This window comes from Rhodanobacter sp. OR92, assembly GCF_000427545.1.
Taxonomy (GTDB): Bacteria; Pseudomonadota; Gammaproteobacteria; order Xanthomonadales; family Rhodanobacteraceae; genus Rhodanobacter; species Rhodanobacter denitrificans.
This window is the reverse complement of sequence record NZ_ATYF01000006.1, coordinates 109,373-135,085: the sequence shown is the minus strand read 5'-3', so window position 1 is coordinate 135,085 and position 25,713 is coordinate 109,373. Positions and strand designations below refer to the sequence as shown.

Here is a 25,713-nt window from a genome sequence, read left to right as displayed (position 1 = left end):
TCCCTGCTGATATTGAGGTGCCAGTGAAGCAGTACTTCCCCTCGTGTCCGCCAAGGGAAAATCAGTCACTACCTGTCCATATCCCACGAATGATCGTGGGTCAAGGTTCCTTGGCCCGAGGCCATCGATTCGTCTCGCGTCAGCCGTCCACCGACGCCATGAACACCGCGCACAGCGCTTCCATGCCAGCGCGGTCGTCGTCGTCGAAGCGGTCGGTGACCGGGCTGTCCACGTCCCACACGCCGAGCAGGCTGCCGTCGGCCTTCACCAGCGGCACCACGATTTCCGATTGCGAGGCGGCGTCGCAGGCGATGTGCCCGGCGAACGCGTTGACGTTGCGCACCAGCTGGGTTTCACGCGTCTGCGCGGCGGTGCCGCAGACGCCGCGGCCGAGCGCGATGCGGATGCACGCCGGCTTGCCCTGGAACGGGCCGACCACCAGCTCGGTGCCGTCGTACAGGTAGAAGCCAGCCCAGTTCACCTGCGGCAGGCTGTGGTAGACCAGCGCGCCGAAGTTCGCCGCATTCGCGATCAGGTCGCGCTCGCCGGCGAGGATGCCGCGCGCCTGCCGCACCAGGTCGTCGTAGTGCTCGCGCTTGCTGGCGTAGGCGTGGGTTTTCAGTTCGAACATGCGGCGTGTCCTGCAGCAAAGCCCGTATTATGCGCGCACCGATGCAGGGGAGAGCCGGATGGGTCCGACCGGGCAAGGCGAGGCGATCGAGGCGGGGCGGCTGGGCATCTGCGCGGGCGGCGTCTTCGTGCCGGCCCCGCGGTGGCGGATCGTGCCGCCCGGCGCGCGCTTGCGGCGCCGTGGCCGGACGGCCTGAGGACAGCGCATGCCGGCCCACCCGCCCACTGTAGTGCTCGATGCCGAACACGTCCGCTTCGTCGAGGGCGCGGCGTCGATCATCGTGGCTTCGCGCAACGCCGCCAACATGCCGGAGCTGGTGCGCGCGCAGGGCTGCCGGGTCAGCCGCGATCGCCGCCGGGTGCAGCTGTTCGTGCAGGCCAGCCAGGCGCAGGCGCTGTTCGACGACCTGCGCCGCAACGGGCGCCTCGCGGTGGTGTTCACCAGCCCCAGCACGCACCGCTCGCTGCAGCTCAAGGGCGACGACGCCAGCATCGCGCGGGCGCGCCCGGCGGATGCCGCGCGGGTGGCGGCGTACCGCGCGGCGTTGGTGGCCGAGCTGGGCGGCATCGGCATCAGCGAGGCGCTGGCGCGGGCGCTGCTGGCCGGCGACGACGACACGCTGAGCGTGGTGGCGTTCACTCCCGTGGCGGCGTTCGTGCAGACGCCCGGCCCCGACGCCGGCCGCCCGCTGGAGCCGGCGCCATGAACCTGGACGCGATCCGCGAATGCTTCGACGGCAGCATCCCCGGCGTGATGGCCACCTGCGCGCCGGACGGCACGCCAAACGTGGCCTACCTGTCGCAGATCGAGTACCTCGACGGCAGCCACCTGGCGCTGTCGTTCCAGTTCTTCAACAAGACCCGGCAGAACATCCTGGCCAACCCGCAGGCGCGGCTGCTGCTGATCCACCCGCAGACCGCGACGATGTACCGGCTGTCGCTGCACTACCTGCGCACCGAGACCGAGGGACCGCTGTTCGAACGCATGCGCGCCAAGCTGGCGGGGATCGCCTCGCACGTCGGCATGGGCGGAGTGTTCCGCCTGAAGGGTTCGGACGTCTATCGCGTGCAGGCGATCGAGCAGGTGCCGGGCCGGCCGCTGCCGCCCGCGCCGCCGCGGCGCAACCTGCTGGCGGCGACGCGGCACGCCGCGCAGCGGCTGGCCGCGGCGGCCGACCTGGAAAGCCTGCTGGAGGCCATGCTCGCCTCGCTGCGCGAGGACTTCGACGTGCGCCATGCGATGGTGCTGCTGCTCGACGGCGGCGGGCGCAAGCTGTTCACGCTGGCCAGTTGCGGCTACGAGCAGTCCGGCGTCGGCTCGGAGATCCCGCTGGGCGAGGGCGTGATCGGCGTGGCGGCGCGCGAGGGCACGCCGATCCGCATCGCGCACATGACCAGCGAGTACGCCTACGGCCGCGCGATCCGCGAGGCGGTGGCGCAGGGCGGCGAGGCCGACCGGCTGGAAACCGAAATCCCGCCGCCGGGCCTGGCCGAATCGCGCAGCCAGCTGGCGGTGCCGATCGGCGCCGGCCGCCGCCTGCTCGGCGTGCTGTATGTGGAAAGCCCGCAGGACCTGCGCTTCGGCTACGACGACGAGGACGCGCTGGTCACCCTGGCCGCGCAGCTCGGCCTGGCGATCAACCTGTTCCGCGACGCCGCCGAGGGCGCGGCCGAGCCGTTGCCGGCGCAGGAGCGTCGCCGCCGCGTCGCCGGGCCGCCGGTGACGGTGCGCCACTACGCCGAGAACGACAGCGTGTTCTTCGGCGACGACTACCTGATCAAGGGCGTGGCCGGCGCGATCCTGTGGACCCTGCTGCGCGACCACGAGGCCGGCCGCAGCAGCTTCGCCAACCGCGAGCTGCGGCTCGACCCGCGCATCCGCCTGCCGGACATCAGCGACAACCTGGAGGCGCGGCTGATCCTGCTGCAGCGGCGGCTGCTCGAACGCGGGGCCTGCGTGCGCATCGAGAAGACCGGGCGCGGCCGCTTCCGCCTGTGCGTGGAGCGGCCGCTGCAGCTGGTCGACGTGCCCGCCGGCTAGGCCGCCTGCGCCGCCGGCAGCGCCAGCGCCGTGGACAGCTTGCGCCAGTCGTGCTCGTCCAGGTGGGCGCGGGCCAGCGCCAGCGCGCCGCCGAACACGTGGTCGGGGGCGTTGGCGCGGATGCCGCCCAGCAGCTGCAGGCGCTCGGCGTGGCTGAGCGAGGGCAGCATCCAGCGCAACCCGAGCGCACTGGCCTGCGGCGGCAACGAGGCGACCAGCGCGCCTTCGATCGCCAGCAGCTCGGCGTCGCTGTAGTGCGCCCACAGCACCGCGTTGTGCTCGCGCTCCTCGTAGTCCATGTGCTGGAAGTTCTCGCCGACGAACAGCGCGAACCAGCGGTAGAGGTTGTTGGCGGCCTCGCCGGCGGCGGCGTCCACGCGCCGCTGCTCCAGCGCGTCGACCTGCTCGAGCAGCAGCGCAATGTCTCCCTCGTGATGCACGTGCTCGCCGGCGATGCGTGCCGCCGAGCCCGGCTCGCACGCTTCCAGCGCCGGGTGCACGAAGCGGTTCTCGTCGTCCAGGTGCACCCGGCAGAAGCCGAGCAGCTCGCGCGCCTGCCGCAGCGTGGCGTCGACCTCGCGCTCGTCGGCGAGGTCCATGCGGCCCAGCCGCAGCAGGGTATCGGCCATGAAGGCGCGCAGCGCCTTGTGGATGAAGCCGTACATGTTGTAGCGCACGGGCGCGGACGTGGCCGCGACGGATCGGGGGGATAAGTGGTGCATGATGGCCTGCCGTGATGGGATGGGGGGAACGACGGCGCTGCACGATGCAACGCGTCGGGGATGGTCAGTCTAGGCAGGCGCGCCGCGCGCGTTTCCTAAAACTTCGCTGCGGATTTCCTAAGAAATTCCTAAGTGCCGCTTCGGCGTATGCCATACGTCATGCTTGCCACGCCGGCGCAGCGGCGCCGACCATCGCGCCCGGCTCGACCACGGAGGAAACACGGATGCACAACGTAGAAACGGGCTGGCGGACAACGAAGGAGCGCCGCGCATGAGCCGCGCGGTGTTCATCGCCGGCACCGACACCGGCATCGGCAAGACCCACGCGGCCTGCACCCTGCTGCACGCGTTGCGCGCGGCCGGCCACGACGCCTGCGGCATGAAGCCGGTGGCCAGCGGTTGCGCGGAAACGCCCGACGGCCTGCGCAACGACGACGCGCTGGCGCTGCTGGCCGCCGGCGGCGTGGAACTGCCGTACGCGCAGCTCAACCCGGTGGCGCTGCGCGAGCCGCTGTCGCCGCACCTGGCGGCGGCGCACGACGGCGTGACGATCACCCTGGCGCCGTTGCGCGAGGCGTTCGGGCGGCTGCAGGCGGCGCACGGCACGGTGGTGGTCGAGGGCGTCGGCGGCTGGCTGGTGCCGCTGGCGCCGGGGCTGTTCGCCGCGGACATCGCGAAACAGTGGCAGCTGCCGGTGATCCTGGTGGTGGGCCTGCGGCTGGGCTGCCTCAACCATGCCCTGCTCAGCGCGCGCGCGATCGTGGCCGACGGCTGCCGCCTGCTCGGCTGGATCGGCAACCGCGTCGACCCGGCGATGGACGCGCCGGAGGAGAACCTGGCCACGCTGTGCGAACTGCTGCCGGCGCCGTGCCTGGGCGTGCTGCCGCACGGCGTGGCGCCGGTGCGGGCCGCCGGCTATCTGCGCGCGGCGGTAGCGGCGTTGGACTGAACTTCACGTGCGGCGTGCTGGGATAAGTACCTGCCCGAAGTCCGGAGACGTCATGGCCCGCAACCACTATTACCTCTCGATCGCCGACCTGGCCCATGCGCGCGGTGACGATCCGCGTTTCGCCTGGGATGGCGCCGGCCCGAACGACTTTGCCGCGGCGCTGCAGCAGGCGCTGCGCGACGACACCCTGTTCCGGCGCTGGCGCGCGGCGCAGCCCGACCCCGACGCGGTCGACGCCAGTCTCGGTGCGACCGATCCGGCGGCGCAGGTGCAGGCGCAGGTCGCCGACCTGCGCACCGACGTGGACCTCATCACCGACCTGCCGATGAGCGTGGTGCGCCACCGCTTGTACCTGCTGATCGGCGCGGCGTGGCAACTGCGCGACCTGCGCGCGGCCTGAAGCCGATTCCCCGCGCGGTTTGGAAAACTGCCCGCGCTGCCGCTACAGTCGGCGGCCATGACTTGCCGTACCCGCTGACGGGTACCTCTCAACCTGGGGAAACCGGATGCTTCGTCTGCGCACGATTGTGATTGCCACCACGATGGCCCTGGCTGCCTGCTCGCAGCAGCCGCACGAGGCCGCCAACCCACCCGCCCCGACCGCCGCCAGCAGCACCGCCACCGCCATGACCAGCAACCCGTTCTACAGCGCCAGCACGCTGCCGTTCCAGGCGCCGCCGTTCGACAAGATCCACGACACCGATTACCAACCGGCCATCGAGGAAGGCATGCGCCAGCAACTGGCCGAGATCGAGAAGATCGCCAACGACCCGGCCGCGCCCACGTTCGAGAACACCTTCGTGGCGATGGAGAAATCCGGTGCGATGCTGCACCGGGTGATGGCGGCATTCAACGCCGTCACCGGCGCTAACACCAACGACACGCTGCAGAAGGTGCAGGAACAGGAAGCGCCGAAGCTGGCCGCGCACGAGGACGCGATCCACCTTGACGGCAAGCTGTTCCAGCGCGTGCAGACGATTTACGACCAGCGCGACACGCTCAAGCTCGATCCGGAATCCGCGCGCCTGGTCGAGGTGGTCTACAAGAACTTCGTGCACGCCGGCGCCAAGCTCTCCGATGCCGACAAGGCGAAGCTGAAAGACCTCAACAAGGAAGAGTCCACGCTGAGCACCGCCTTCACCAACAAGCTGCTGGCCGCCACCAAGGACGCCGCGCCGGTGATCGCCGACAAGGCGCAGCTGGCCGGCCTGTCCGACGCCGAGCTGGCCGCCGCCGCGCAGGCCGGCAAGGAGCGCAAGCAGGACGGCAAGTACGTGCTGACCTTGCAGAACACCACCCAGCAGCCGGAGCTGCAGGATCTCACCGACCGCGCCACCCGCCAGGCGCTGTTCGAGGCCTCGTGGACCCGTGCCGAGCGGGGCGACGCGAACGACACCCGCAAGACCATCGAGCGGCTGGCGCAGATCCGCGCCGAGCAGGCCAAGCTGCTCGGCTATCCGGACTACGCGGCGTGGAAGCTGGACGACCAGATGGCGAAGACGCCGGAAACGGCGCTGAAGTTCATGCAGGATCTGGTGCCCGCAGTCACCGCGCGCGCGAAGACCGAGGCAGGCGACATCCAGGCCGTGATCGACCAGCAGCACGGCGATTTCAAGCTTGAGCCGTGGGACTGGAACTTCTACGCCGAGCAGGTGCGCAAGGCGAAGTTCGACCTCGACGAGAACCAGATCAAGCCGTACTTCGAGCTGGACGACGTGCTGCAGAACGGCGTGTTCTACGCCGCCAACCAGCTGTACGGGCTGACCTTCAAGGAGCGCCACGACATCCCGGTGTACCAGCCGGACATGCGCGTATTCGAGGTGTTCGACCAGGACGGCAAGTCGCTGGCGCTGTTCTACACCGACTACTTCAAGCGCGACAACAAGGGCGGCGGCGCCTGGATGGACAACCTGGTCACGCAGTCGAAACTGCTCGGCAGCAAGCCGGTGATCTTCAACGTGTGCAACTTCAGCAAGCCGGCCGCGGGTCAGCCGGCGCTGCTGTCGTTCGACGACGTGACCACCATGTTCCACGAGTTCGGCCACGCGCTGCACGGCATCTTCGCCGACGAGCAGTACCCGACCCTGTCCGGCACCAACACCGCGCGCGACTTCGTCGAGTTCCCCTCGCAGTTCAACGAGCACTGGGCCACCGACCCGAAGGTGTTCGCCCACTACGCGAAAAATTACCAGACCGGTGCGCCGATGCCGCAGGCGCTGGTCGACAAGATGAAGAAGGCCGGCAAGTTCAACAAGGGCTACGACATGACCGAGCTGGTCGCCGCCGCCCTGCTCGACATGAACTGGCACATGCTCGGCGCCGACGCGCCGCTGCAGGACGCCGACCAGTTCGAGGCCGCTGCGCTGAAGAAGGACGGCATCGACCTGTCCTACGTGCCGCCGCGCTACCGCTCCAGCTACTTCCAGCACATCTGGGGCAACGGCTACGCGGCCGGCTACTACGCCTACCTGTGGACGCAGATGCTGGCCGACGACGCGTTCATCGGCTTCAAGGAACACGGCGGCCTGACCCGCGAGAACGGCGACCGCTTCCGCGCGATGGTGCTCTCGCGCGGCAACACCGAGGAGCTGGCGAAGATGTACCGCGACTGGCGCGGCCACGACCCCGAGATCGAGCCGATGCTGGAAAACCGGGGCCTGAAGGACGCGCCGAAGAAGTAGGGTGGCACCACAGCATTGATGCACAAGGGTCGGCGCAAGCCGGCCCTTCGATTTTCAAATAGCCTTTGTTTAACTAGCAAATAAGGCGGCATAACTTTAGAATCTGGACATGGCCCGCCCCAGTCGCTCCCCCGAGATCGATACCGCCTTGCTTCAGGCAGTGGCCACGCATCCGCGTGACTTGGTGGGCATGGTAGCCGCGCAGTTGGGCCTGTCGAGTGCGCGGGTCAGCATCCAGGTCCGCCAACTCGCGGCCGACGGCTATCTGCACAAGGTGGGGACGACGCGCCCCACTTACACGTTGGGCCGCAATCGCCGGTTCCAGCGGCGTTACCAGCGCGCAGGCCTGGCCGAGGACAGTCCCTGGTCAGGGCAATTGTCACCGTTGTTGCGCGATGTGCCGCGCAATGTCCTGGATATTGCCCATCATGGCGCAACGGAAATGATCAACAACGCCATCGATCATTCTGAAGCCTTGCATGTCGAGGTGCACCTTGATCTGCATGATGGACAGCTGTCCATCGCGGTTGCCGATGATGGAATAGGTATTTTCCGTAAGATCGCGCGCGCGCTGGATCTGCCGGACGAGCGTCTGGCGCTGTTGGAACTCTCCAAGGGCAAGTTCACTACGGACCCGCAGAGCCACTCGGGCGAGGGCGTGTTTTTCACCTCGCGCATGTTCGACAGCTTCCACATCGCATCCGGTGGGCTGGTGTTCTCCCACGACGAGGAGCAGGACAGGGATGTCCTGTTCGATTTCGATGGCATGCCGCAAAGAGGCACGACCGTCGTCATGGGCATATCAACGACGTCCATGCGGACGGCCAAGCAGGTGTTCGACGAATACTCCAGTGGTCCGGATGAGTACACCTTCGCCAAGACCGTGGTCCCCGTGCGCTTGGCCCAGGTGGGTGACGAAAACCTGATCTCGCGCTCGCAGGCCAAGCGCCTGATGCAGCGCGTGGACAGGTTCCGTCACGCGGTGCTCGATTTCAGCGGCGTCAACGCCATAGGGCAGGCGTTTGCCGACGAAATCTTCCGCGTGTTTGCCCGGGCGCACCCGGAGGTTGAACTGGTTCCCATTCATGCCGTGCCGGACGTGCAGCAGATGATCCGGCGTGCCGAAGTGGCGCGTGATCGCGATGGCGGGCAGTTGCCCCTGCTTTGAATGGCTCCCTGGCAGCGTGTGCTCACCGAGCGCCCGATCGATGCTGCAGCAGCTGCAAGCCATGGAACGGCACCGGCCCGCGTTCGAGCGGAGTCTGGCCCGGCCCTGATGATTTCGACCCACGAATGTGCTCGCCGGCGTAGCACATTCAGCCTGCCGTTGTGGGGGAGGCCGGAAGCAGCAATCTTCCGGGCGACGGCCTGCTGCGCATCGTGATCGCGCCGTGCGCACGGCTGCCGACCCCGTGGAATAATCCAAGCTCCCCCACCGGAGTCGCCAGCGCTTGGACAGCCATCATTTCCTGCAGACCGCGGTGGTGTTCCTGCTCGCCGCGGTGATCGCGGTGCCGCTGACCAAGCGCTTTCGTCTGGGTGCGGTGCTCGGCTACCTGATCGCCGGCGTGGCGATCGGGCCGCAGTTGCTGGGTCTGGTCAACGACACCGAAGGGGTCGCCACGATCTCCGAGTTCGGCGTCGAGCTGATGCTGTTCGTGATCGGCCTGGAATTGTCGCCGCAGCGTCTGTGGGTGATGCGCCGCTCGGTGTTCGGCACCGGCCTGCTGCAGGTGCTCTCGACCAGCGTGGCGATCGCGGCGGCCGGGTATTTCCTGTTCGGCCTCACCGGCAAGGGCGCGGCGATCGTGGGCGGCTGCCTGGCGCTGTCGTCCACCGCGTTCGGCCTGCAGATCCTGGCCGAGCGCAAGGAGGCCGGTTCCGCCTACGGCCGCCAGGTGTTCTCGATCCTGCTGTTCCAGGATCTGGCGGCGATCCCGCTGATCGCCGCGGTGCCGCTGCTGGCTTCCTCCACCGCGCAGGATTTCAACCTGCTCGCGGTGCTGCGCACGGTCGGCGTGATCGTGGCGGTGATCGTCGGCGGCCGCTACCTGCTGCGCCCGGTGTTCCGCTTCGTGGCGAAGGCCGATTCGGTGGAGGTGTTCACCGCCACCGCGCTACTGGTGGTGATGGGCGTGGCGCTGCTGATGGAGATGGCCGGCGTGTCGGCCACCCTGGGCGCGTTCCTGGCCGGCATGCTGCTGGCCGATTCGGAATACCGGCACGAACTGGAATCGAACATCGAGCCGTTCAAGGGCCTGTTGCTGGGGTTGTTCTTCATCAGCGTCGGCATGTCGATGGACCTGTCGCTGCTGTTGCACCGACCCGGGCTGATGTTCGGTCTGGTCGGCGCCTTGCTGCTGCTGAAGAGCGTGCTGCTGTGGCCGCTGGGGCGGCTGCTGGGCGGGCTCAACCGCTCCGACACGCTGCGCCTGGTGGTGCTGCTGGCCTGCGGCGGCGAGTTCGCCTTCGTGGTGCTGCGCCAGGCCGCCGAACAACGGCTGATCGGCGTGGTCCAGCGCGATGCGCTGGTGCTGGCGATCACCTTGTCGATGGCGCTGACCCCGCTGCTGGTGGTGCTGGCGGCGAAGGCGCTGAACGTGAGGCCGAACAAGCCGTCGCGCGAGTTCGATGCGATCGAGGCCGGCACGCCGCGGGTGATCATTGCCGGCTTCGGCCGGGTCGGCCAGATCATCGCCCGCGTGCTGCGCGCGCAGAACATCCCGTTCGTGGCGCTGGAGCATTCGGCCGACCAGGTGGACCAGTCGCGCCGCTTCGGCAGCGTCAACCTGTTCTTCGGCGATCCGGCGCGGCCGGAACTGCTGCGCGCGGCGCGGGCCGACAAGGCCGAAGTGTTCGTGCTGGCCACCGACGACCCGGAGGCGAACCTGCGCACCGCGCGGCTGGTGCGGCGGCAGTACCCGCACCTGAAGATCATCGCCCGCGCGCGCAACCGCCAGCACGTGTTCCGGCTGATGGACATGGGCGTCGAGGAACCGGTCCGCGAGACCTTCCACTCCAGCCTCAAGATGACCCGCAAGACGCTGGAGGCGCTCGGCCTGCCGCACGAGCTGGCGGCCGACCGGGTCGAGCGCTTCCGCCGCTACGACGAGGACCTGCTGAAGAAGCAGGCGCTGGTCTACGACGACGAGACCAAGCTGATCCAGAGCACGCGCGAGGCAATGATCGACCTGCAACGATTGTTCGAGGCGGATGCCGAGCGCAGCGCGGAACGCGAACGCCAGCGCGATGCGGGCACGCCGCTGACCAGCGAGGAAGAGGAATAGACCGGCGCTTCTGGGGCGTCCCTAATCCGACGGCTGCGCCGGCTGGCGCAGGGTCTGCCGCACGCTGGGGATCGCGCTGCTGCGTGCGGCCAGTTCGTGGGCGATGTCGACGTAGCCCAGCTGCCGCGCCACGTCGGCGGCGGTGCGCCCGAACGCATCGGCCGCGTTGCGGTCGGCGCCGCGCGACAGCAGCACGCGCGCCGGCGGCAGCAGTGCGTGCATGGCGCAGGCATGCAGCGCGGTGACGCCGCGCTGGTCGGCGTGTTCCGCCCTGGCGCCGGCCTCCAGCAGCAGCGGCACCAGTGCGCCGATATGGGTGGCGTCGCATTCGCTGCCCGGGCGCAGCTGTGCACCGAGCAGCAGCAGTAGCGGCGTCTTGCCTTCGTTGTCCGCATGGTTGATGTCGGCGCCGCGCTTGAGCAGGCCATCGAACAGGCGCCGCGCGCGCAGGCTGTCGTTGTGTTCGAAGCCGAACTGGGCGGCCGCGTGCAGCGCGCTGCGGCCGGCGTCGTCGACTGCGTTGACGTCGGCGCCGGCGTCCAGCAGTTGTTCGGCGATGTCCGGATAACCCATGGCCGCGGCCACCATCAAGGCGGTGGCCTGGTTCGGCAGGCGCTGGTCGACCGCGACTTCATGTTGCAGCAGCAGCGCAACCAGGGTCTCGCGGCGCGCGGCGACGGCGGCGGCCAGCGGGGTCACGCCGCTGCGTGCGGCCAGCGACGGATCGGCACCGGCGTCGAGCAGGCAGGCGGCGATGTCGCGATGGCCGGCACCGCACGCATGCAGCAGCGCGGTGGCATCCTGGCTGTCGCGGGTGTCCACCGCGAAGCCCAGTTCCAGCAGGCGCTGCACGCTGGCCAGCGCGCCGGCCCTGGCGACGGCGGGCAGGTCGTCGGCGCGCAGCGCGCGGTTCGGCCGCGGCCAGTCGCGCCAGTCCAGCCAGCGTTCCACCGCCGGGTGCTCCAGTGCCAGGCCCAGCGGGGTCTCGCCGTTGGCGTCGGTCGCCTCGGGATTCGCGCCGTGCGCAATCAGCGCGCGCACCAGCGGCAGCGCCTGCGCGCCGTGTTCCAGTGCGGCGAACAGCGGCGTGCGGCCGTCGCGGTCGCGCGTGTTCGGATCGCCGCCGCGTGCCAGCAGGGCCTGCAGCAGCGGCAACTGCCCGTTGACCACGGCCAGCTGCAGCGGGGTGCGCCCGTGGGCGTCCGCGCCGAACGGGTCGGCGCCGCGTTCGAGCAGGCTGAGCGGCAGTGCGGCGCCCTCGGCGGCCCCGTTCGAATGCGCCAGCGCCTGCGCCAGCAGGCCGGCACCGGCCGGGCTGGCGCCGGCCTGCAGCAGGTCGTCCAGCGCCTCGGTGGCATCCGGCAACTGCGGCAGCAAGGCGTCGAACAGACGCTGGCCCAGCGTCGGCAGGCTCGGCGCGTCGGCAGTTTCGGCGTCGTCGATGCGCGGCGCTTCCAGCCGCGCCTCGGCATCCAGGCCGTGGTCGAGCAGCCAGCGGCGCGCCGCGCCCAGGCCCGGCGCGGCCAGTTCCAGATATAGCCGGGCCAGCTCCGTCTGCGGCCAGTCGCGCACGCGCTCGACGAAGCCGGAGACGATCGCCCAGTGGCCGAAGCGCAGCGCGTCCAGCAGATGCGCGGGGGTGTCGCTGCCTTCGCCCAGCACGTCCTGGCTGAGGCTGGCCGGCAGCGGCGTGTCGGGGTCGAGTAGGGCAACCAGGTCCCAGCGCCCGGCGCCGGCGGCATGATCGAGCGCACTGCGGCCGTCGCCGCCGGCGGCCTTCGGTTCGGCGCCCAGCGCCAGCAGTGCGCGCACGGTGTCGGCGTGCGCACGCGGCGACTGGCAGGCCAGGGTCAGCGCGTCGCGGCCGTGGCCGTCGCGCAGGCCGGCATCGGCCTGCGCCTCGGCCAGCCGTTGCACGATGCCGCCGGCGCCGGCGCGCGCGGCTTCCATCAGGGCGCTGCTGCCATGACGGTCGACCAGGTTGACGTCGGCGCCGGCGGCGCACAGCGCACGGGCGATCTGTTCGTGGCCTTCGGCCGCGGCGGCGAGCAGTGCATGCCGGTGCCGCGCATCGACCGCGTTGACCGCGGCGCGATGCTTGAGCAGCAGCTTCACCCCTTCGGCATCGTCATCCGCGATGCCGGCGGCGGCCACCAGCGCCGGCTCGCCGTCGGCCGGGGCCGGCTTGGCACCGCGTTCCAGCAGGAATTTCACCAGCGGCCAGTTGGCGGCGCGGCAGGCGGTGGCCAGCGGGCTGACGCCGGCCTTGTTCAAGGCGTTGATCGGTGCGGCCGCGTCCAGCAGCATCGCGGCGACGCCGGCGTCGGCACTGAGCACGGCGCCGTGCAGCGGCGTGTTGCCCTCGGCGTCGGTGACCAGCGGGCTGGCGCCGTTGGCAAGCAGGGTCAGCACCGCCTCGGCGCGGCCGTGCCAGCTGTCGCGGGTGGCGGCCAGCAGCGCGGTGATGCCGCCGCTGGCGCGGTTGACGTCGGCGCCCTTGGCGATCAGCGCGCGCAGCAGGCGGGTGTCGGGCAGCAGGGCGGCCAGCATCAGCACCGGACGCTGGTCGCGGTCGTCGCCGGGCGGCGCGGTGTCGGGATCGGCGCCGGCCTCGACCAGCGCCAGCGCGCGCTCGATGTCGCCGTCGCGGGTGGCGGCCAGCAGCGCGGCAGCCTGCTCCGGCGTGCCGGCGGTGCGTTCCTGCTCGCTCAGCACCGGGCGCGGCGCGGTGGCGGCGTGCGGGTCGTGGTCGCCGCGGCGGCGCGGCTGCTGGCGTTCGCACAGCAGCGCGCGCAGCGTGCGGTTGGCGATCACCAGGCAGCCCAGCGGCAGCAGCAGCACGCCGTAGATCGCCAGCGCGGCGACGCGCGGCTCCGGCGGCAGCACGCCGTACAGGCCGGTCAGCGCGATCGCGCCGAACGCCAGCACCAGCAGCGCGAACGCGGCCGGCAGGAAGTGGCTGAAGAAGCGCTCTTCGCGCGACAGGTGGCGGCCGAACGCGATGCTGCGCAGGGTGGCGGTGAAGATCCACGAGCCGTCGCGCTGGCTCGGGTAGGCGTCGTCCCACACGAACACCAGGCCGAACGCCGGCCACAGCCGCCACAGCGCGACCAGCGCCAGCACCAGCGCCGCGGCCAGCACCAGCGCGGCGCTGAGGCTGGGTTGGTGGGTCAGCTGCAGCATCGGCCAGGCGACCAGCACGAACACCAGCACGGTGTAGCCGGTGAACATCACCAGGTGTGCGGCGCCACGGCGCAGCACGGTGCGACCGAAGCGCGGCTCGGGGTCGAAGCCGATCGCATGGCAGATCGCCGCCATGGTCAGCGCGTTCGCCAGCAGCAGCGGAACCAGGGTCAGCGGGTGGGTGACCAGCCCGGCGACGGCCACCGCGAACCAACCGGGGATGAACCAGGCCAGGGCGTGCAGGAGGGGCGGACGGCGGCGCGATTTGGGCTGGGTCATGGAGACAGTATAGAAATCGTTGGCGGTGCAGGCGGTAACCAAGTGTTAACGCGAGCCCGATGATGCGCGATTCACTCGTCCCGATCATCCCGCGGCGAATGGGTATAGGCGGGGTGATTGGCGGCAGCCAGGGTTTCCTGCGGCGGCAACTGCAGGTGCCAGCCTTGTGCGCGCAGGTGTTCGAGCACCTGCGCGGCATCCTCGATCGGCAGCTTGCGCTGCTCGTCCAGCTGCACCTCCATCACGAAACGCAGTTCGCCCAGCAGCAATACCAGCGGCTCGGGCAGCGTCTCGAACGCATCACGCTGCGCCAGCCACAGGTAGCTGTCGATCTTGCGCAGGCTGGCATAGACGAAACATTGCATGGCAGCACCGTGTGGGCAGAGGGGGCGCGGGGGAGGCGAGCGTAACAGCGCCTGCCGGTGAACCGGCTTCCGAGTGTGCCGGTTCGAGTGAAATGCGGTCGTTAGTTATTTGTTGCGACCGCACTTGCAACACCTTGTGCAAGAGGGCAAAGTTCAGCGCAGGAAGTTCAAACGCACGTATGAATCTGTTCTTCCGCCCGGCATACCGAAGATTACCCCGAGCTGCACCAACAACATGCAGGAGCTAGCGATGCACACGTCTTTCCGTTCCCTCACGGGCACCGCCCGTCCACTGGCGCTCGCCGCGCTGAGCATTGCGGTTGTGGGCGCCCTGGTCGCGCCTGCGAGCGCGGATGCCAGTGCGTTCCAGCTCAAGGAGAACAGCGCCAAAGGCCTGGGCCGCGCCTATGCGGGCTCCGCCACCGCCGGCGGCGACGCCTCGGTGGTGGTCAACAACCCGGCCGCGATGTCCGAGTTGAAGGGCACCTACCTGCAGGCCGATGTCACCGCCATCAATTTCAGCGCCAAGTTCGATGGCAGCGCGCATGACGTGCTGGGCCGCCCGATCAGTGGCGGCAACGGCGGCGACGCCGGCACCACCTTGCCGGTGCCGGCACTGTTCTTCGCCACCCAGGTCAGCGACCGCGTGCATGTGGGCGCCGGCTTCTCGGTGCCGTTCGGCTTCCAGACCGAATACGACAGGGACTGGGTCGGCCGCTACCACGGCATCAAGTCCAAGTTCCAGTCGCTCGATGCCACGCTGTCGGCGTCGTTCGACGTCACCGACAACTTCAGTCTCGGCGCCAGCTTCATCGCGCAGAAGACCAGCGCCGAGCTGACCAGTGCGATCAACTTCAATGCCGTGGGCCTGGGCATCCAGCGGGGCATCGGGGCGCAGACCGCCGCCGGCGTCGCACAGATCCAGGCCGCGGCGGCCGCCGGCCAGATCTCGCCGGCCCAGGCTGCCGCCATGATCCAGGCAGCCGTGCAGCAGGGCCAGGCCGCCGCCGCCGGCGTGGCAGCGGTGACGCCGCCGGGTGTGGACGGCTATGCCCGCATCAAGGGCGACGACTGGGGCTACGGCTGGCAGCTGGGCGGTTACTGGAAGCTGACCGCGAACGACAAGCTGGCGCTGAACTACCGCTCCAAGATCAGCCACCGGCTGGAAGGTACCGGCAACTTCACCACCACGCCTGGCTACGACCTGCTGCTCGCCAACCCGGCGCTGGCCAGCTCGATTCCGCCGTTCTCCCACACCACCGGTACCGCCGACTTCACCACCCCCGCGGTGGTCAGCGCGAGCTACTGGCACCAGGCGGAGAAGTTCGGCTTCGGCGCCGACGTGGCCTGGACCAAGTGGGATGTGTTCAAGAACCTGACCGTGAACTACGGCAACGCGCAGCCTTCGACCAGCGAGAAGTACAACTGGCGCAACACCATCTACGCCTCGATCGGCGGCGACTACTACCTCAACGACAAGCTGACCCTGCGTGGCGGCATCGCGGTCGACAGCAGCCCGACCTACCTGGCTACGCGCAGCCCGCGCGTGCCGGACTCGACCCGCAAGATGGCCACCGTCGGCATCGGCTACAAGGCCAGCGAGCACTTCGAGGTCAACGCCTCGTATGCGCACATCTTCGTCAACAACGCGCACGTCAACATCACCAGTAGCACCGGCGACACGCTGACCGGCAACTTCGACGACTACGGCAACCTGCTGAGCCTGTCGGCGATGTACAAGTTCTGACGCCCGACATGCGGTAACCGTGCAGATGAAACCTCCCCGCCGCGGCGGGGAGGTTTTTTTGTGTGCGGGGGAAGGTCAGCCGCGGCGCAGCAGCAGGTCGAGCATGTGCCGGAAGCGCGCGCCGTACGGCGGGTTGAGCAGCCCGGTGCCATTCCAGCGCGCCTGGCGGAATACCGGCTTCAAATGCGAGAACGTACGGAAGCCGGCCTCGCCATGGTAGCCGCCCATGCCGGAGGCGCCGACACCGCCGAACGGCAGGCCGTGCTGCGCGATGTGGTACAGCGTGTCGTTGAGCGTGACGCCGCCGGCGTGGGTCTGCGCCAGCACGCGCTCGATCAGGGCGCGATCCGTCTCGAACAGGTACAGCGCCAGTGGATGCGGGCGGGCGGCGATGCGGGCGATCGCCTCGTCCAGCGTGTCGTAGGGCAGCAGCGGCAGCAGCGGGCCGAAGATCTCCTCGCGCATCACCGCCATGCCGTCGTCGACCTCGGTCAGCAGCTGCGGCGGCAGCAGCCGGCGCGCGGGATCTTCCGCCGCCTCGCCCAGCGCGTACGCACTTGCGCCGGCCGCCAGCGCGCTGTCGCGCAGCGCCGTGAGGCGCTGGTACTGGCGGTCAGAGACGATGCTGGCGTACTGCGTGCTTCGCTCCAGCTGCGGGTACATCCGCGCCACCGCCTTGCCGGCCAGCGCGATGAACTCCGCCACGCGCGCGCGCGGCAGCAGCACGTAGTCCGGCGCGATGCAGGTCTGCCCGGCATTGACCAGCTTGCCGAACACGATGCGCTCCACCGCGTGCTCGAAGCGTGCGCCCGGGCCGATGATCGCCGGCGACTTGCCGCCCAGCTCCAGCGTCACCGGGGTGAGGTTGGCCGCGGCCGCGCGCATTACGTGGTGGCCGACCGCGGTGGAGCCAGTGAACAGCAGGTGGTCGAACGGCAGCGCGGCGAACGCCTGCGCCACGTTGGCGTCGCCGTTCACCACCACCACTTCGTCGGGCTGGAAGTACTTCGTCGCCTGTTCGGCGAACAGCGCCGAGAAGCGCGGCGTGAACTCGCTCATCTTCAGCATCGCGCGGTTGCCGGCGGCCAGCGCGTCGACCAGCGGGCCGACCGCCAGGTACAGCGGGTAGTTCCACGGCACGATGATGCCGACCACGCCGCGTGGCTGCGGCCGCAGCTCGGTGCGTGCGGGCAGGAACAGCCAGTCGGCCAGGCGCCGCCGCGGCTTCATCCAGCGCCGGCCATGCGCGAGCGCGTGGCGGACCGCCGACAGACTGGGGAAGATCTCCAGCAGATCGGTTTCTTCCTGCGGGCGCTGGCCGAAGTCGGCGTCGATCGCCGTGGCGAACGCCGCGCGCTGCTCCAGCAGCATCTTCTCCAGTTGGCGCAGGCGTTGCGCGCGGCGGGGCCAGTCAGGCATCGGCTCGCGCGCCTGCGCATCGCGCAGGCGCTGCAGCATGCCGGCAAGATCGGTGTGCGTGGCGTCGTGCATGGCGTTTCGCTCAGGAGTCGTCCATCCGGCGAGTAAATCCGGTCAGTTCTCTTTAACGTGCGGCATGCCAACGCTCCGCGCAATGGCATGCAACGTACTCGCTGCATCGGCACCATGGCAATGCCGGAGCGCCCACGCACGCCACCTTCGCCCAAACCGGGCTTGGGGGCGAGGGGGAAGGTGCGGGTTTTCCGAGCCCCGGCGCCTACTCCCCGATGGTCAGCAGCGACGCGTTGCCGCCGGCGGCGGTGGTGTTGATGGTGAGCGTGCGTTCGCCGGCGAAGCGCAAGAGGTAGTGCGGGCCGCCGGCCTTGGGGCCGGTGCCGGAGAGGCTTTCGCCGCCGAACGGCTGCACGCCGACCACCGCGCCGATCTGATTGCGGTTGACGTAGCAGTTGCCGACGCGGGCGTGGCTGCGGATGTATTCCACGGTGTCGTCGATGCGGCTGTGCACGCCGAGGGTGAGGCCGTAGCCGGTGGCGTTGATCTGCTCGACCACCTGGGCCAGTTCGCTGCCCTTCCAGCGCACGATGTGCAGCACCGGGCCGAACACTTCGCGGGTCAGCGTGGCCAGCGCGGGGATTTCGTAGGCGCGCGGGGCGAAGAAGGTGCCGTGGGCGGCGACCTCGGCGTCGAGCTTCGCTTCGGCGATCTTCTTCGCCTCCTTGTCCATGCGCGCGGCGTGCTCGACCAGGATCTGCTTCGCGTCTTCGTCGATCACCGGGCCCACGTCGGTGGACAGCTGGCCGGGGTCGCCGACCTTCAGCTCGGCCATCGCGCCGGCGAGCATGCCGATCACCTTGTCGGCGATGTCCTCCTGCACGAACAGCACGCGCGCGGCCGAGCAGCGCTGGCCGGCGGACTGGAAGGCGGAGGCGATCACGTCCTTGACGATCTGCTCGGGCAGCGCGGAGGAGTCGGCGATCATCGCATTCTGCCCGCCGGTCTCGGCCACCAGCGCGGCGATCGGCGCATTGCGTGCGGCGAGCGTACGGTTGATCGCCCAGGCGGTTTCGGTGGAACCGGTGAAGGCCACGCCGGCCACGCGCGGATCGCGAGTGAGCGCGGCGCCGACCACGGCGCCGTCGCCGGGCAGGTACTGCAGCACGTCGAGCGGCACGCCGGCCTCGTGCAGCAGCTTCACCGCGGCGTAGCCGATCAGGCTGGTCTGCTCGGCCGGCTTGGCGATCACGCTGTTGCCGGCGGCCAGCGCAGCGCTGACCTGGCCCAGGAAGATCGCCAGCGGGAAGTTCCACGGGCTGATGCAGACGAACACGCCGCGGCCGTTGAGGAACAATTGATTGCTCTCGCCGGTGGGGCCGGGCAGCTGCTCGGGCTGGCTGAACAGGCGGCGCGCCATCGTCGCGTAGTAGCGCAGGAAGTCGGCGGCCTCGCGGACCTCGGCGATCGCGTCGGGCAGGCTCTTGCCGGCCTCGCGCACGCACAGCGCGATGAACTCGGCGCGGCGTGCTTCGAGCTGCTCCGCCGCGTGTTCGAGAATCGCGGCGCGGCTGGCCGCGGGCAGGCGATCCCAGCCGGGCTGGGCGGCGACGGCGTTGGCCAGCGCCTGGTCCACCAGCGCGGCGTCGGCGCTGACGTAGCTGCCCACGGCCTGGCGGCGGTCGGCCGGGTTGGTCACCGGCACGGTCGGGCCGTTGCCCTTGGCGCCGGGCACCAGCGGTTCGGCGGTCCACGGGCCGGCCTTGGTGGCGACCGCCTCGGCGAGGGCCTTCAGTTCGTTGTCGTTGGAGAAGTTGATGCCCATGGAATTCTTCCGCAGTTCGCCATAGAGGTTGACCGGCAAGGGGATGCGCGGGTGGGGAATGGATGCGAAGCGGCGCACCGTTTCGCACGGGTCGGCGACCAGCTCGCGCACCGGCAGGGTCTCGTCCACCACGCGGTTGACGAAGCTGGTGTTGGCGCCGTTCTCGAGCAGGCGGCGCACCAGGTACGGCAGCAGGTCCTCGTGGGTGCCGACCGGCGCGTACACGCGGCACGGCACGTTCAGGTTCTGCGGGCCGATCACCTCGGCGTACAGGTCGGTGCCCATGCCGTGCAGGCGCTGGAACTCGAACGGGCGGCCGCGCGCGATGTGGTGCACGGCGGCGATCGAGTGTGCGTTGTGGGTGGCGAACTGCGGATAGATCAGCTCGACCCCGGCGTCGAACAGCTTGCGCGCGCAGGCCAGGTAGGACACGTCGGTGTTCGGCTTGCGCGTGTACAGCGGGTAGCCGGCCAGGCCCTGTTCCTGCGCGCGCTTGATCTCGGCATCCCAGTAGGCACCCTTGACCAGGCGCACGTACCAGCGGCGGCCGGCAGCGCGCGCGGTCTCGACCAGCCAGTCGATCACGAACGGGGTGCGCTTGGAGTACGCCTGCACCACGATGCCGAGGCCGTTCCAGCCTTCCAGCGAGGGGTGCGCGAAGACGTCGCCGAGGATGTCCAGCGAGAGTTCGAGCCGGTCGGCTTCCTCGGCATCGACCGACAGCGCAATGCCCTGCTGCATCGCCAGCTGCGACAGCTCCAGCAGTTTCGCGGTCAGCATGCGGCGTGCGTCTTCGCGCTTGGCCACCTCGTAGCGTGGGTGCAGCGCGGACAGCTTGACCGAGATCGAGGGCGCATCGGTGTGGTTGGCGAACGGGCCGCGCGCGCCGATGCGGGCGATCGCGCGGCGGTAGTCTTCCTGGTAGCGCTCGGCGGTCTCGGCGGTGAGCGCGGACTCGCCCAGCATGTCGTAGGAGTAGCGGTAGACCGCGTATTCCTTCTTCGCGCAGCGGTCCAGCGCCTCGTCGATGCTGCGGCCCATCACGAACTGGTGGCCCATGATGCGCATCGCCTGGCGCACCGCCAGGCGGATCGCCGGCTCGCCGGCGCGGCCGACCAGCCGCTTCAGCGCGCCGGTGAAATCATGGCGGGTGTCCTCGGCGAGGTTCACCAGGCGGCCGGTGAGCATCAACCCCCAGGTCGAGGCGTTGACGAACAGCGATTCGCTCTGGCCCAGATGCTTCTTCCAGTCCGCCTCGCCGAGCTTGTCGCGGATCAGCTTGTCGGCGGTGGCCTTGTCCGGGATGCGCAGCAGCGCCTCGGCCACGCACATCAGCAGCACGCCTTCCTCGGAAGACAGGTCGTACTGGCGCATGAAGGACTCGACCGCGCTCTGGTCCTTCGCACGTGCCCGCACGCGGGTGACCAGGCCGGCGGCGACGTCGATCACCTGCTCGCGCTCGGCTGGCGGCAGGGTGGCCTGGGCCAGCAGGTCGTTGACCGCTTCGGTCTCGTCGCGCAGCCAGGCGGCGGTGATGCGCGCGCGGGCCGGCGTGCCGTCGGCGGGGAGTTCGGGGTGGAGAATGGCTTGGGTCACGGGCTTGTCGCTGGGATGCGCGGAGGCGGAGGAGAACGCGGAATTGTACGCGTGCCGTGCAATGCGCGGGAGCCGAAGCCGTCGCCGGGGTGCAACCCTTCAACGCAACACGATTCCTTGATCCAGGTCAAGCCGGTGCGACATTGTTGCCCGTTGCGCCGCCGCGGCCTATCATTCCGGCGTTCCAGGCACGCCGGATCTCCATGATCGTGCTTCGACCAGCTACCGCCGGCTTGCCCCGCGTGACGATGTGGCTCAAGCCCAACCGCACGCTCAGCCGGCGCGGTCTGCGTCGGCTGATCGTGGTTCTGGCGGCGCTGGTGCTGATGACGGCTGGACTGGTGGCGTGGCAGGGGAATGTGTTCGCTCCGCTGTTTGCCCTGATGGAATCCGTTGCCATGGCCATTGCCTTGCGCGTGGCCTGGCGGGCCGGCGATCGCAGCGAGCGCATCACCCTCGACGCCGAGTCGCTGGAGGTGCAATCCCTGCCGGGCCGGCGCTGCACGCGTTTCCCGTCGTACTGGGTGCGCGTGCTGCTGGAGCCGGGCAGCGGGCGTCAGCGGTTGTTGCTGTCGTCGCATGGACGCGAGCTGGAGATCGGCGCTTTCCTGGCGGAACAGGAACGCACCGCGCTGTCGAAGAAACTCATGGTGTTGCTGGCCGACTTCAACGGACAGCCACGCAAGTAGGTTCAACAAAGGTGCAAGACATGACATCTGGCGGCATCAGGCGATCATTCACGGCAGCGGCGGCTCTGGCCCTTGCCTCGTTCGGCAGCGTGGCGCTGGCCGCCCCCGGTCCGTGGCAGCTGAACCTGCAGCGCGGCGCGAGTACCTGGTCGTCGGTGCCGTACCACCTGAACAACGTGGCGCTGGCCGTGTGCACGGTGATCGGCGTGCTGGTGTTCGGCGCGATGTTCATCGCCATGTTCCGCTTCCGCAAATCGCGCGGCGCGGTGGCCGAGAAGTGGTCGCACAACACCACCGTGGAGGTGGTCTGGACCACCATCCCGGTGCTGATCCTGATCACCCTGGCCTATCTGGCCACCAGCGGCCTGACCACCTGGGCCGACACCACCGGTTCGCAGATGACCGTCAAGGTCACCGGCTACCAGTGGAAGTGGCGCTACGACTATGTCGACTACCTGGGCAAGTCGATCGACAAGGTCGGCTTCATGTCCAAACTGGATACGCGCAGCGACCAGACCCGCCAGCTCGGTTCGGGCATGGATCCGTACGCGGTCAAGGTCGGCGACGAGAACACCTACCTGCTCGACGTCGACAAGCCGCTGGTGGTGCCGGTGGACACCAAGATCCGCTTCGTGATCACCAGCGGCGACGTGATCCACTCCTGGTGGGTGCCGGCGACGGGCTGGAAGATCGACGCGATCCCCGGAATCATCAATGCGGCGTGGGCCAACTTCACCACGCCGGGCACCTATCGCGGGCAGTGCGCCGAATTGTGCGGCCAGGACCACGGCTTCATGCCGATCGTGGTGGTGGTGAAGTCGAAGGCCGATTTCGCCAAGTGGCTGGCCGGGCAGGAGGCGCAGTCCGCCGCGCCCGCCGCCGCGCCGCAAACCGCGCAGGTCGCCGCCCCGGTCACCGGCAAGCAGGGCTGAGGCCGTTTGCCGCCCGTCCGGCACAGGTTTTTTTGCAGTCGCATTCCATTTTCAGGTTAGAGGTGCAAGGCCATGTCCTACGCAGCCACCCATGATCAGCACGACGATCACCACGGCGCGCCGAAAGGTTTCTTCCAGCGCTGGTGCATGTCCACCAACCACAAGGACATCGGCACGCTGTATCTGATTTTCTCGCTGACGATGCTGTTCATCGGCGGCAGTTTCGCCATGCTGATCCGCGCCGAGCTGTTCAAGCCGGGCATGCAGCTGATGCAGCCGTATTTCTTCAACGAAATGACGGCGATGCACGCGCTGGTGATGATTTTCGGCGCGATCATGCCGGCCTTCGTGGGCCTCGGCAACTGGATGATCCCGCTGATGGTCGGCGCGCCGGACATGGCGCTGCCGCGCATGAACAACCTGTCGTTCTGGATCCTGCCGTTCGCGTTCGTGCTGCTGTTGTCCACGCTGTTCCTGCCCGGTGGCGGCCCGGCCGGCGGCTGGACGATGTACCCGCCGCTGTCGTTGCAGAGCGGTTCGCTGGCCTATGCGGTGTTCGCGATCCACCTGATGGGCATCAGCTCGATCATGGGTGCGATCAACATCATCGCGACCATCCTCAACATGCGCGCGCCCGGCATGGACCTGATGAAGATGCCGGTGTTCGTGTGGAGCTGGCTGATCACCGCGTTCCTGCTGATCGCGGTGATGCCGGCGCTGGCCGGTGCGGTGACCATGCTGCTCACCGACAAGTACTTCGGCACCAACTTCTTCAACCCCGGCGGCGGCGGCGACCCGGTGCTGTACCAGCACATCTTCTGGTTCTTCGGTCACCCCGAGGTCTACATCATGATCCTGCCCGCGTTCGGGATCATCTCGGAGATCGTGCCGACCTTCGCGCGCAAGCCGATCTTCGGCTACAAGGCGATGGTATTCGCGATTGCCTGCATCGCGTTCCTGTCGTTCATCGTGTGGGCGCACCACATGTTCGCGGTGGGCCTGCCGCTGGGCGCCGAAGTCTTCTTCATGTACGCCACCATGCTGATCTCGGTGCCGACCGGCGTGAAGGTGTTCAACTGGGTGGCCACCATGTGGGGCGGCTCGATGACGTTCGAGACGCCGATGCTGTTCGCCATCGCGTTCATCATCCTGTTCACCATCGGCGGCTTCTCCGGCCTGATGATGGCGCTGGTGCCGGCCGACTTCCAGTATCACGACACCTACTTCATCGTGGCGCATTTCCACTACGTGCTGGTCACCGGTGCGCTGTTCGCGATCATCGGCGCCGCGTACTACTGGATGCCGAAGTGGACCGGCAACATGTACAACGAGTTCTGGGGCAAGGTGCACTTCTGGAACAGCGTGATCTGGGTCAACGTGCTGTTCTTCCCGCAGCACTTCCTGGGCCTGGCCGGCATGCCGCGCCGCATCCCCGACTACAACGTGGCGTTCGCCAACTTCAACATGATCAGCTCGATCGGCGGCTTCCTGTTCGGCGCCACCCAGCTGATCTTCGTGGGCGTGTTGATCCACTGCGTGTTCTTCTCGAAGAAGAAGGCCACCGACCGCGTATGGGAAGGGGCCAAGGGCCTGGAGTGGACCATCCCCTCGCCGGCGCCGCACCATACCTTCGAAGTGCCGCCGGTGATCAACGACGATGAACTGGCCCACGGGCACGTCAACGATTGACCGTCCATCCGGCATGCCGGCCGCGCAGCCGGCATGCTCTCGGGAGCAAACTGACATGGCGCAGCAGACGATTCATGCGGCAACGGCCCAGCCGGACGGGAAAGCCCGTCGCGGCGTGCGGCGCACGGTCACGATACTTGCCGTGGTCGCACTGGCGGTCTACCTGTCGACGTTCCTGCAGATTCTGCTGATGAAATAGCATTCCGCGCGTTCCACGTGTCCTTCCACCGGCCGGGTTCGACGACCGGCGTGCAGTTCCCCGGTCGCTGCGACGGGGCAAAGTCATCAAGAGACATCCACGGGGTTACACCATGGGTCAGCAACACGACGCTTATTTCGTTCCGACCAAGAGCTACTGGCCGTTCGTGGCCGCAGTGGTCATGTTCACCACCGTGTTCGGTGCCGCGCACTGGTTGAACGCGGATCCCGGCGAGAGCGGCTTCGGCAAGTCCGTACTGACCATCGGCGTGCTCGGCGTGCTCGGCATGTTCTTCGGCTGGTTCCGCTCGGTGATCAACGAGTCGCTGGCCGGCAGCTACAACCACCAGGTGGACACCTCGTTCCGCATGGGCATGATGTGGTTCATCTTCTCCGAGGTGATGTTCTTCGGCGCGTTCTTCGGTGCGTTGTTCTACGTGCGCATGTTCTCGGTGCCGTGGCTCGGCGGCCACGGCCACGGCGTGCTGACCCACGAGTTCCTGTGGAGCGACTACACCGCGGCCTGGGGCGCCAATGGCGGCAACGGCCCGGAACAGGCCGGCGGTGCGTTCCGCACCGTGCCGGCGTGGGGGCTGCCGTTGCTGAACACGCTGATCCTGCTCACCTCCAGCGTCACCGTGACCATCGCGCACCATGCGCTGCGCGCCGGCCACCGCGGCAAGATCCTGCTGTTCCTGGGCCTGACCGTGCTGCTCGGTGCCACCTTCCTGTACTTCCAGGCACACGAGTACATTGAGGCGTACAAGGAACTGAACCTGACCCTGCACAGCGGCGTCTACGGCTCGACCTTCTTCCTGCTCACCGGTTTCCACGGCCTGCATGTGACGCTGGGCACGATCATGCTGGCGGTGATCTGGCTGCGCGTGCTGAAGGGTCACTTCAACAAGGAGCACCACTTCGGCTTCGAGGCCGTGGCGTGGTACTGGCACTTCGTCGACGTGGTCTGGCTGGGCCTGTTCATGTTCGTGTATATACTTTGACTGTACGCGACGTCCTGTCGCGAAGGGCGAAGGTCAAGAAACCGGCCATCCTTGGCCGGACTATTCAAAAAGGCAGGACTTCACGCGACGTCCTGTCGCGGAGAGCGAAGGTCAAGAACCGGCCATCCGTGGCCGGACTCTTCAAAAAAGCGTCGCTCCGGTGAAGTTCAGATGCGAAGAAGCCCGCCGGATGGCGGGCTTCTTCTTTTGGCGGCGAACAGTCAGTGTGTCGTGGCGGTTACAATCACTGGCCGACGTCGTGCGGGTGCAGCCAGCCCATCCAGATGCCGAATGCGACCATGGCGATGAACAGCAGCGACAGGCCGATGCGACGGGTCAGCGCCCACACGGTGCGCTTGTCGTCGTCCTTGTCGGTCATCATGAAGTACAGCGCCTGGCCGAGGCTGAAGATCACCACCAGCAGCACCACGACCAGCGCAATTTTATAGATGGTTTCCACGTGATTGA

The 25,713-nt window shown here is 68.5% G+C and carries 20 protein-coding genes; 13 read left to right on the top strand and 7 right to left on the bottom strand.

All coding sequences use genetic code 11. The features are described 5' to 3' along the window. Positions 1–139 precede the first annotated feature (139 nt). Positions 140–631 (bottom strand): GAF domain-containing protein, encoded by a 492-nt coding sequence (locus RHOOR92_RS0103685; protein ID WP_027489615.1) that lies wholly within the window; start codon positions 629–631, stop codon positions 140–142. Positions 632–836: 205 nt separating this feature from the next. Between RHOOR92_RS0103685 and RHOOR92_RS0103675 the strand changes: the two genes are divergently transcribed. Together RHOOR92_RS0103675 and RHOOR92_RS0103670 are read left to right on the top strand one after the other, a co-directional pair. Continuing rightward, positions 837–1,337 carry a hypothetical protein gene (locus RHOOR92_RS0103675; protein WP_015446546.1) on the top strand — a complete coding sequence of 167 codons (501 nt, stop codon included), beginning with the start codon at positions 837–839 and terminating at the stop codon, positions 1,335–1,337. Further along, positions 1,334–2,671: a GAF domain-containing protein gene (locus tag RHOOR92_RS0103670; RefSeq protein WP_027489613.1), complete on the top strand. Its 1,338-nt coding sequence runs from the start codon at positions 1,334–1,336 to the stop codon at positions 2,669–2,671. The genes RHOOR92_RS0103675 and RHOOR92_RS0103670 overlap by 4 nt, the downstream gene beginning before the upstream one ends. On the opposite strand, the gene RHOOR92_RS0103665 is transcribed toward RHOOR92_RS0103670, so the two are convergent. After that, positions 2,668–3,348: a hemerythrin domain-containing protein gene (locus RHOOR92_RS0103665; protein WP_231378313.1), complete on the bottom strand. Its 681-nt coding sequence runs from the start codon at positions 3,346–3,348 to the stop codon at positions 2,668–2,670. The genes RHOOR92_RS0103670 and RHOOR92_RS0103665 overlap by 4 nt on opposite strands. Positions 3,349–3,664: 316 nt before the next feature. Here RHOOR92_RS0103665 and bioD point away from each other — a divergent pair, with 316 nt between their 5' ends. From bioD to RHOOR92_RS0103640, 5 genes are all read left to right on the top strand, one after another. Then, positions 3,665–4,342, top strand: coding sequence for a dethiobiotin synthase (gene bioD / locus RHOOR92_RS0103660; RefSeq protein ID WP_027489611.1), 678 nt, complete (start codon positions 3,665–3,667; stop codon positions 4,340–4,342). A gap of 52 nt (positions 4,343–4,394) precedes the next feature. Beyond that, entirely contained in the window at positions 4,395–4,742 is a 348-nt protein-coding gene (locus tag RHOOR92_RS0103655) for a hypothetical protein (RefSeq protein WP_027484844.1), read from the top strand. A 106-nt stretch (positions 4,743–4,848) separates the two neighbouring features. Continuing rightward, complete coding sequence (gene dcp / locus RHOOR92_RS0103650) at positions 4,849–7,023, top strand: peptidyl-dipeptidase Dcp (RefSeq protein WP_027489610.1); 2,175 nt, start codon at positions 4,849–4,851, stop codon at positions 7,021–7,023. A 109-nt stretch (positions 7,024–7,132) separates the two neighbouring features. Then, positions 7,133–8,191, top strand: a complete 1,059-nt coding sequence (locus RHOOR92_RS0103645; protein WP_027489609.1) for a DUF4325 domain-containing protein — start codon at positions 7,133–7,135, stop codon at positions 8,189–8,191. Between the two features lie 283 nt (positions 8,192–8,474). Further along, a complete protein-coding gene (locus tag RHOOR92_RS0103640; RefSeq protein ID WP_027489608.1) occupies positions 8,475–10,310 on the top strand; it encodes a monovalent cation:proton antiporter-2 (CPA2) family protein in 1,836 nt (611 codons plus the stop codon). A gap of 21 nt (positions 10,311–10,331) precedes the next feature. Here the strand turns inward: RHOOR92_RS0103640 and RHOOR92_RS0103635 are convergent, their stop codons facing one another. Beyond that, a complete protein-coding gene (locus RHOOR92_RS0103635; RefSeq protein WP_027489607.1) occupies positions 10,332–13,772 on the bottom strand; it encodes an ankyrin repeat domain-containing protein in 3,441 nt (1,146 codons plus the stop codon). A gap of 71 nt (positions 13,773–13,843) precedes the next feature. Continuing rightward, entirely contained in the window at positions 13,844–14,137 is a 294-nt protein-coding gene (locus RHOOR92_RS0103630) for a YcgL domain-containing protein (RefSeq protein ID WP_027484848.1), read from the bottom strand. Positions 14,138–14,387: 250 nt separating this feature from the next. Here RHOOR92_RS0103630 and RHOOR92_RS0103625 point away from each other — a divergent pair, with 250 nt between their 5' ends. Then, positions 14,388–15,884: an outer membrane protein transport protein gene (locus RHOOR92_RS0103625; RefSeq protein WP_027489606.1), complete on the top strand. Its 1,497-nt coding sequence runs from the start codon at positions 14,388–14,390 to the stop codon at positions 15,882–15,884. Between the two features lie 75 nt (positions 15,885–15,959). Here the strand turns inward: RHOOR92_RS0103625 and RHOOR92_RS0103620 are convergent, their stop codons facing one another. Both RHOOR92_RS0103620 and putA read right to left on the bottom strand, forming a co-directional pair. Continuing rightward, positions 15,960–17,375: a coniferyl aldehyde dehydrogenase gene (locus tag RHOOR92_RS0103620; RefSeq protein WP_027489605.1), complete on the bottom strand. Its 1,416-nt coding sequence runs from the start codon at positions 17,373–17,375 to the stop codon at positions 15,960–15,962. A 205-nt stretch (positions 17,376–17,580) separates the two neighbouring features. Next, positions 17,581–20,736 carry a bifunctional proline dehydrogenase/L-glutamate gamma-semialdehyde dehydrogenase PutA gene (putA, locus tag RHOOR92_RS0103615; RefSeq protein WP_027489604.1) on the bottom strand — a complete coding sequence of 1,052 codons (3,156 nt, stop codon included), beginning with the start codon at positions 20,734–20,736 and terminating at the stop codon, positions 17,581–17,583. A 248-nt stretch (positions 20,737–20,984) separates the two neighbouring features. Between putA and RHOOR92_RS0103610 the strand changes: the two genes are divergently transcribed. The 5 genes from RHOOR92_RS0103610 (at position 20,985) to RHOOR92_RS0103590 (ending at position 25,245) form a co-directional block, all read left to right on the top strand. Continuing rightward, positions 20,985–21,425 carry a DUF2244 domain-containing protein gene (locus RHOOR92_RS0103610; protein WP_007514071.1) on the top strand — a complete coding sequence of 147 codons (441 nt, stop codon included), beginning with the start codon at positions 20,985–20,987 and terminating at the stop codon, positions 21,423–21,425. A 20-nt stretch (positions 21,426–21,445) separates the two neighbouring features. Continuing rightward, positions 21,446–22,357 carry a cytochrome c oxidase subunit II gene (coxB, locus tag RHOOR92_RS0103605; RefSeq protein ID WP_015446558.1) on the top strand — a complete coding sequence of 304 codons (912 nt, stop codon included), beginning with the start codon at positions 21,446–21,448 and terminating at the stop codon, positions 22,355–22,357. 72 nt (positions 22,358–22,429) lie between these two features. Further along, the gene (ctaD, locus tag RHOOR92_RS0103600) at positions 22,430–24,046 is read left to right on the top strand and encodes a cytochrome c oxidase subunit I (protein ID WP_007514065.1); all 1,617 of its coding nucleotides are present in this window, start codon (positions 22,430–22,432) and stop codon (positions 24,044–24,046) included. A gap of 55 nt (positions 24,047–24,101) precedes the next feature. Beyond that, a complete protein-coding gene (locus tag RHOOR92_RS18495) occupies positions 24,102–24,245 on the top strand; it encodes a hypothetical protein (protein WP_015446559.1) in 144 nt (47 codons plus the stop codon). 112 nt (positions 24,246–24,357) lie between these two features. After that, a complete protein-coding gene (locus RHOOR92_RS0103590; protein WP_015446560.1) occupies positions 24,358–25,245 on the top strand; it encodes a cytochrome c oxidase subunit 3 in 888 nt (295 codons plus the stop codon). A gap of 244 nt (positions 25,246–25,489) precedes the next feature. Here the strand turns inward: RHOOR92_RS0103590 and RHOOR92_RS0103585 are convergent, their stop codons facing one another. Then, positions 25,490–25,705: a twin transmembrane helix small protein gene (locus RHOOR92_RS0103585; protein ID WP_007514059.1), complete on the bottom strand. Its 216-nt coding sequence runs from the start codon at positions 25,703–25,705 to the stop codon at positions 25,490–25,492. Positions 25,706–25,713: the final 8 nt, after the last annotated feature.

What these genes read in the sequence shown, in the direction of transcription:
- RHOOR92_RS0103685 (WP_027489615.1), bottom strand. Translation starts at nt 631, where the DNA reads ATGTTCGAACTGAAAACCCACGCCTACGCCAGCAAGCGCGAGCACTAC.
- RHOOR92_RS0103675 (WP_015446546.1), top strand. Translation starts at nt 837, where the DNA reads ATGCCGGCCCACCCGCCCACTGTAGTGCTCGATGCCGAACACGTCCGC.
- RHOOR92_RS0103670 (WP_027489613.1), top strand. Translation starts at nt 1,334, where the DNA reads ATGAACCTGGACGCGATCCGCGAATGCTTCGACGGCAGCATCCCCGGC.
- bioD (WP_027489611.1), top strand. Translation starts at nt 3,665, where the DNA reads ATGAGCCGCGCGGTGTTCATCGCCGGCACCGACACCGGCATCGGCAAG.
- RHOOR92_RS0103655 (WP_027484844.1), top strand. Translation starts at nt 4,395, where the DNA reads ATGGCCCGCAACCACTATTACCTCTCGATCGCCGACCTGGCCCATGCG.
- dcp (WP_027489610.1), top strand. Translation starts at nt 4,849, where the DNA reads ATGCTTCGTCTGCGCACGATTGTGATTGCCACCACGATGGCCCTGGCT.
- RHOOR92_RS0103645 (WP_027489609.1), top strand. Translation starts at nt 7,133, where the DNA reads ATGGCCCGCCCCAGTCGCTCCCCCGAGATCGATACCGCCTTGCTTCAG.
- RHOOR92_RS0103635 (WP_027489607.1), bottom strand. Translation starts at nt 13,772, where the DNA reads ATGACCCAGCCCAAATCGCGCCGCCGTCCGCCCCTCCTGCACGCCCTG.
- RHOOR92_RS0103630 (WP_027484848.1), bottom strand. Translation starts at nt 14,137, where the DNA reads ATGCAATGTTTCGTCTATGCCAGCCTGCGCAAGATCGACAGCTACCTG.
- RHOOR92_RS0103625 (WP_027489606.1), top strand. Translation starts at nt 14,388, where the DNA reads ATGCACACGTCTTTCCGTTCCCTCACGGGCACCGCCCGTCCACTGGCG.
- RHOOR92_RS0103620 (WP_027489605.1), bottom strand. Translation starts at nt 17,375, where the DNA reads ATGCACGACGCCACGCACACCGATCTTGCCGGCATGCTGCAGCGCCTG.
- RHOOR92_RS0103610 (WP_007514071.1), top strand. Translation starts at nt 20,985, where the DNA reads ATGTGGCTCAAGCCCAACCGCACGCTCAGCCGGCGCGGTCTGCGTCGG.
- coxB (WP_015446558.1), top strand. Translation starts at nt 21,446, where the DNA reads ATGACATCTGGCGGCATCAGGCGATCATTCACGGCAGCGGCGGCTCTG.
- ctaD (WP_007514065.1), top strand. Translation starts at nt 22,430, where the DNA reads ATGTCCTACGCAGCCACCCATGATCAGCACGACGATCACCACGGCGCG.
- RHOOR92_RS18495 (WP_015446559.1), top strand. Translation starts at nt 24,102, where the DNA reads ATGGCGCAGCAGACGATTCATGCGGCAACGGCCCAGCCGGACGGGAAA.
- RHOOR92_RS0103590 (WP_015446560.1), top strand. Translation starts at nt 24,358, where the DNA reads ATGGGTCAGCAACACGACGCTTATTTCGTTCCGACCAAGAGCTACTGG.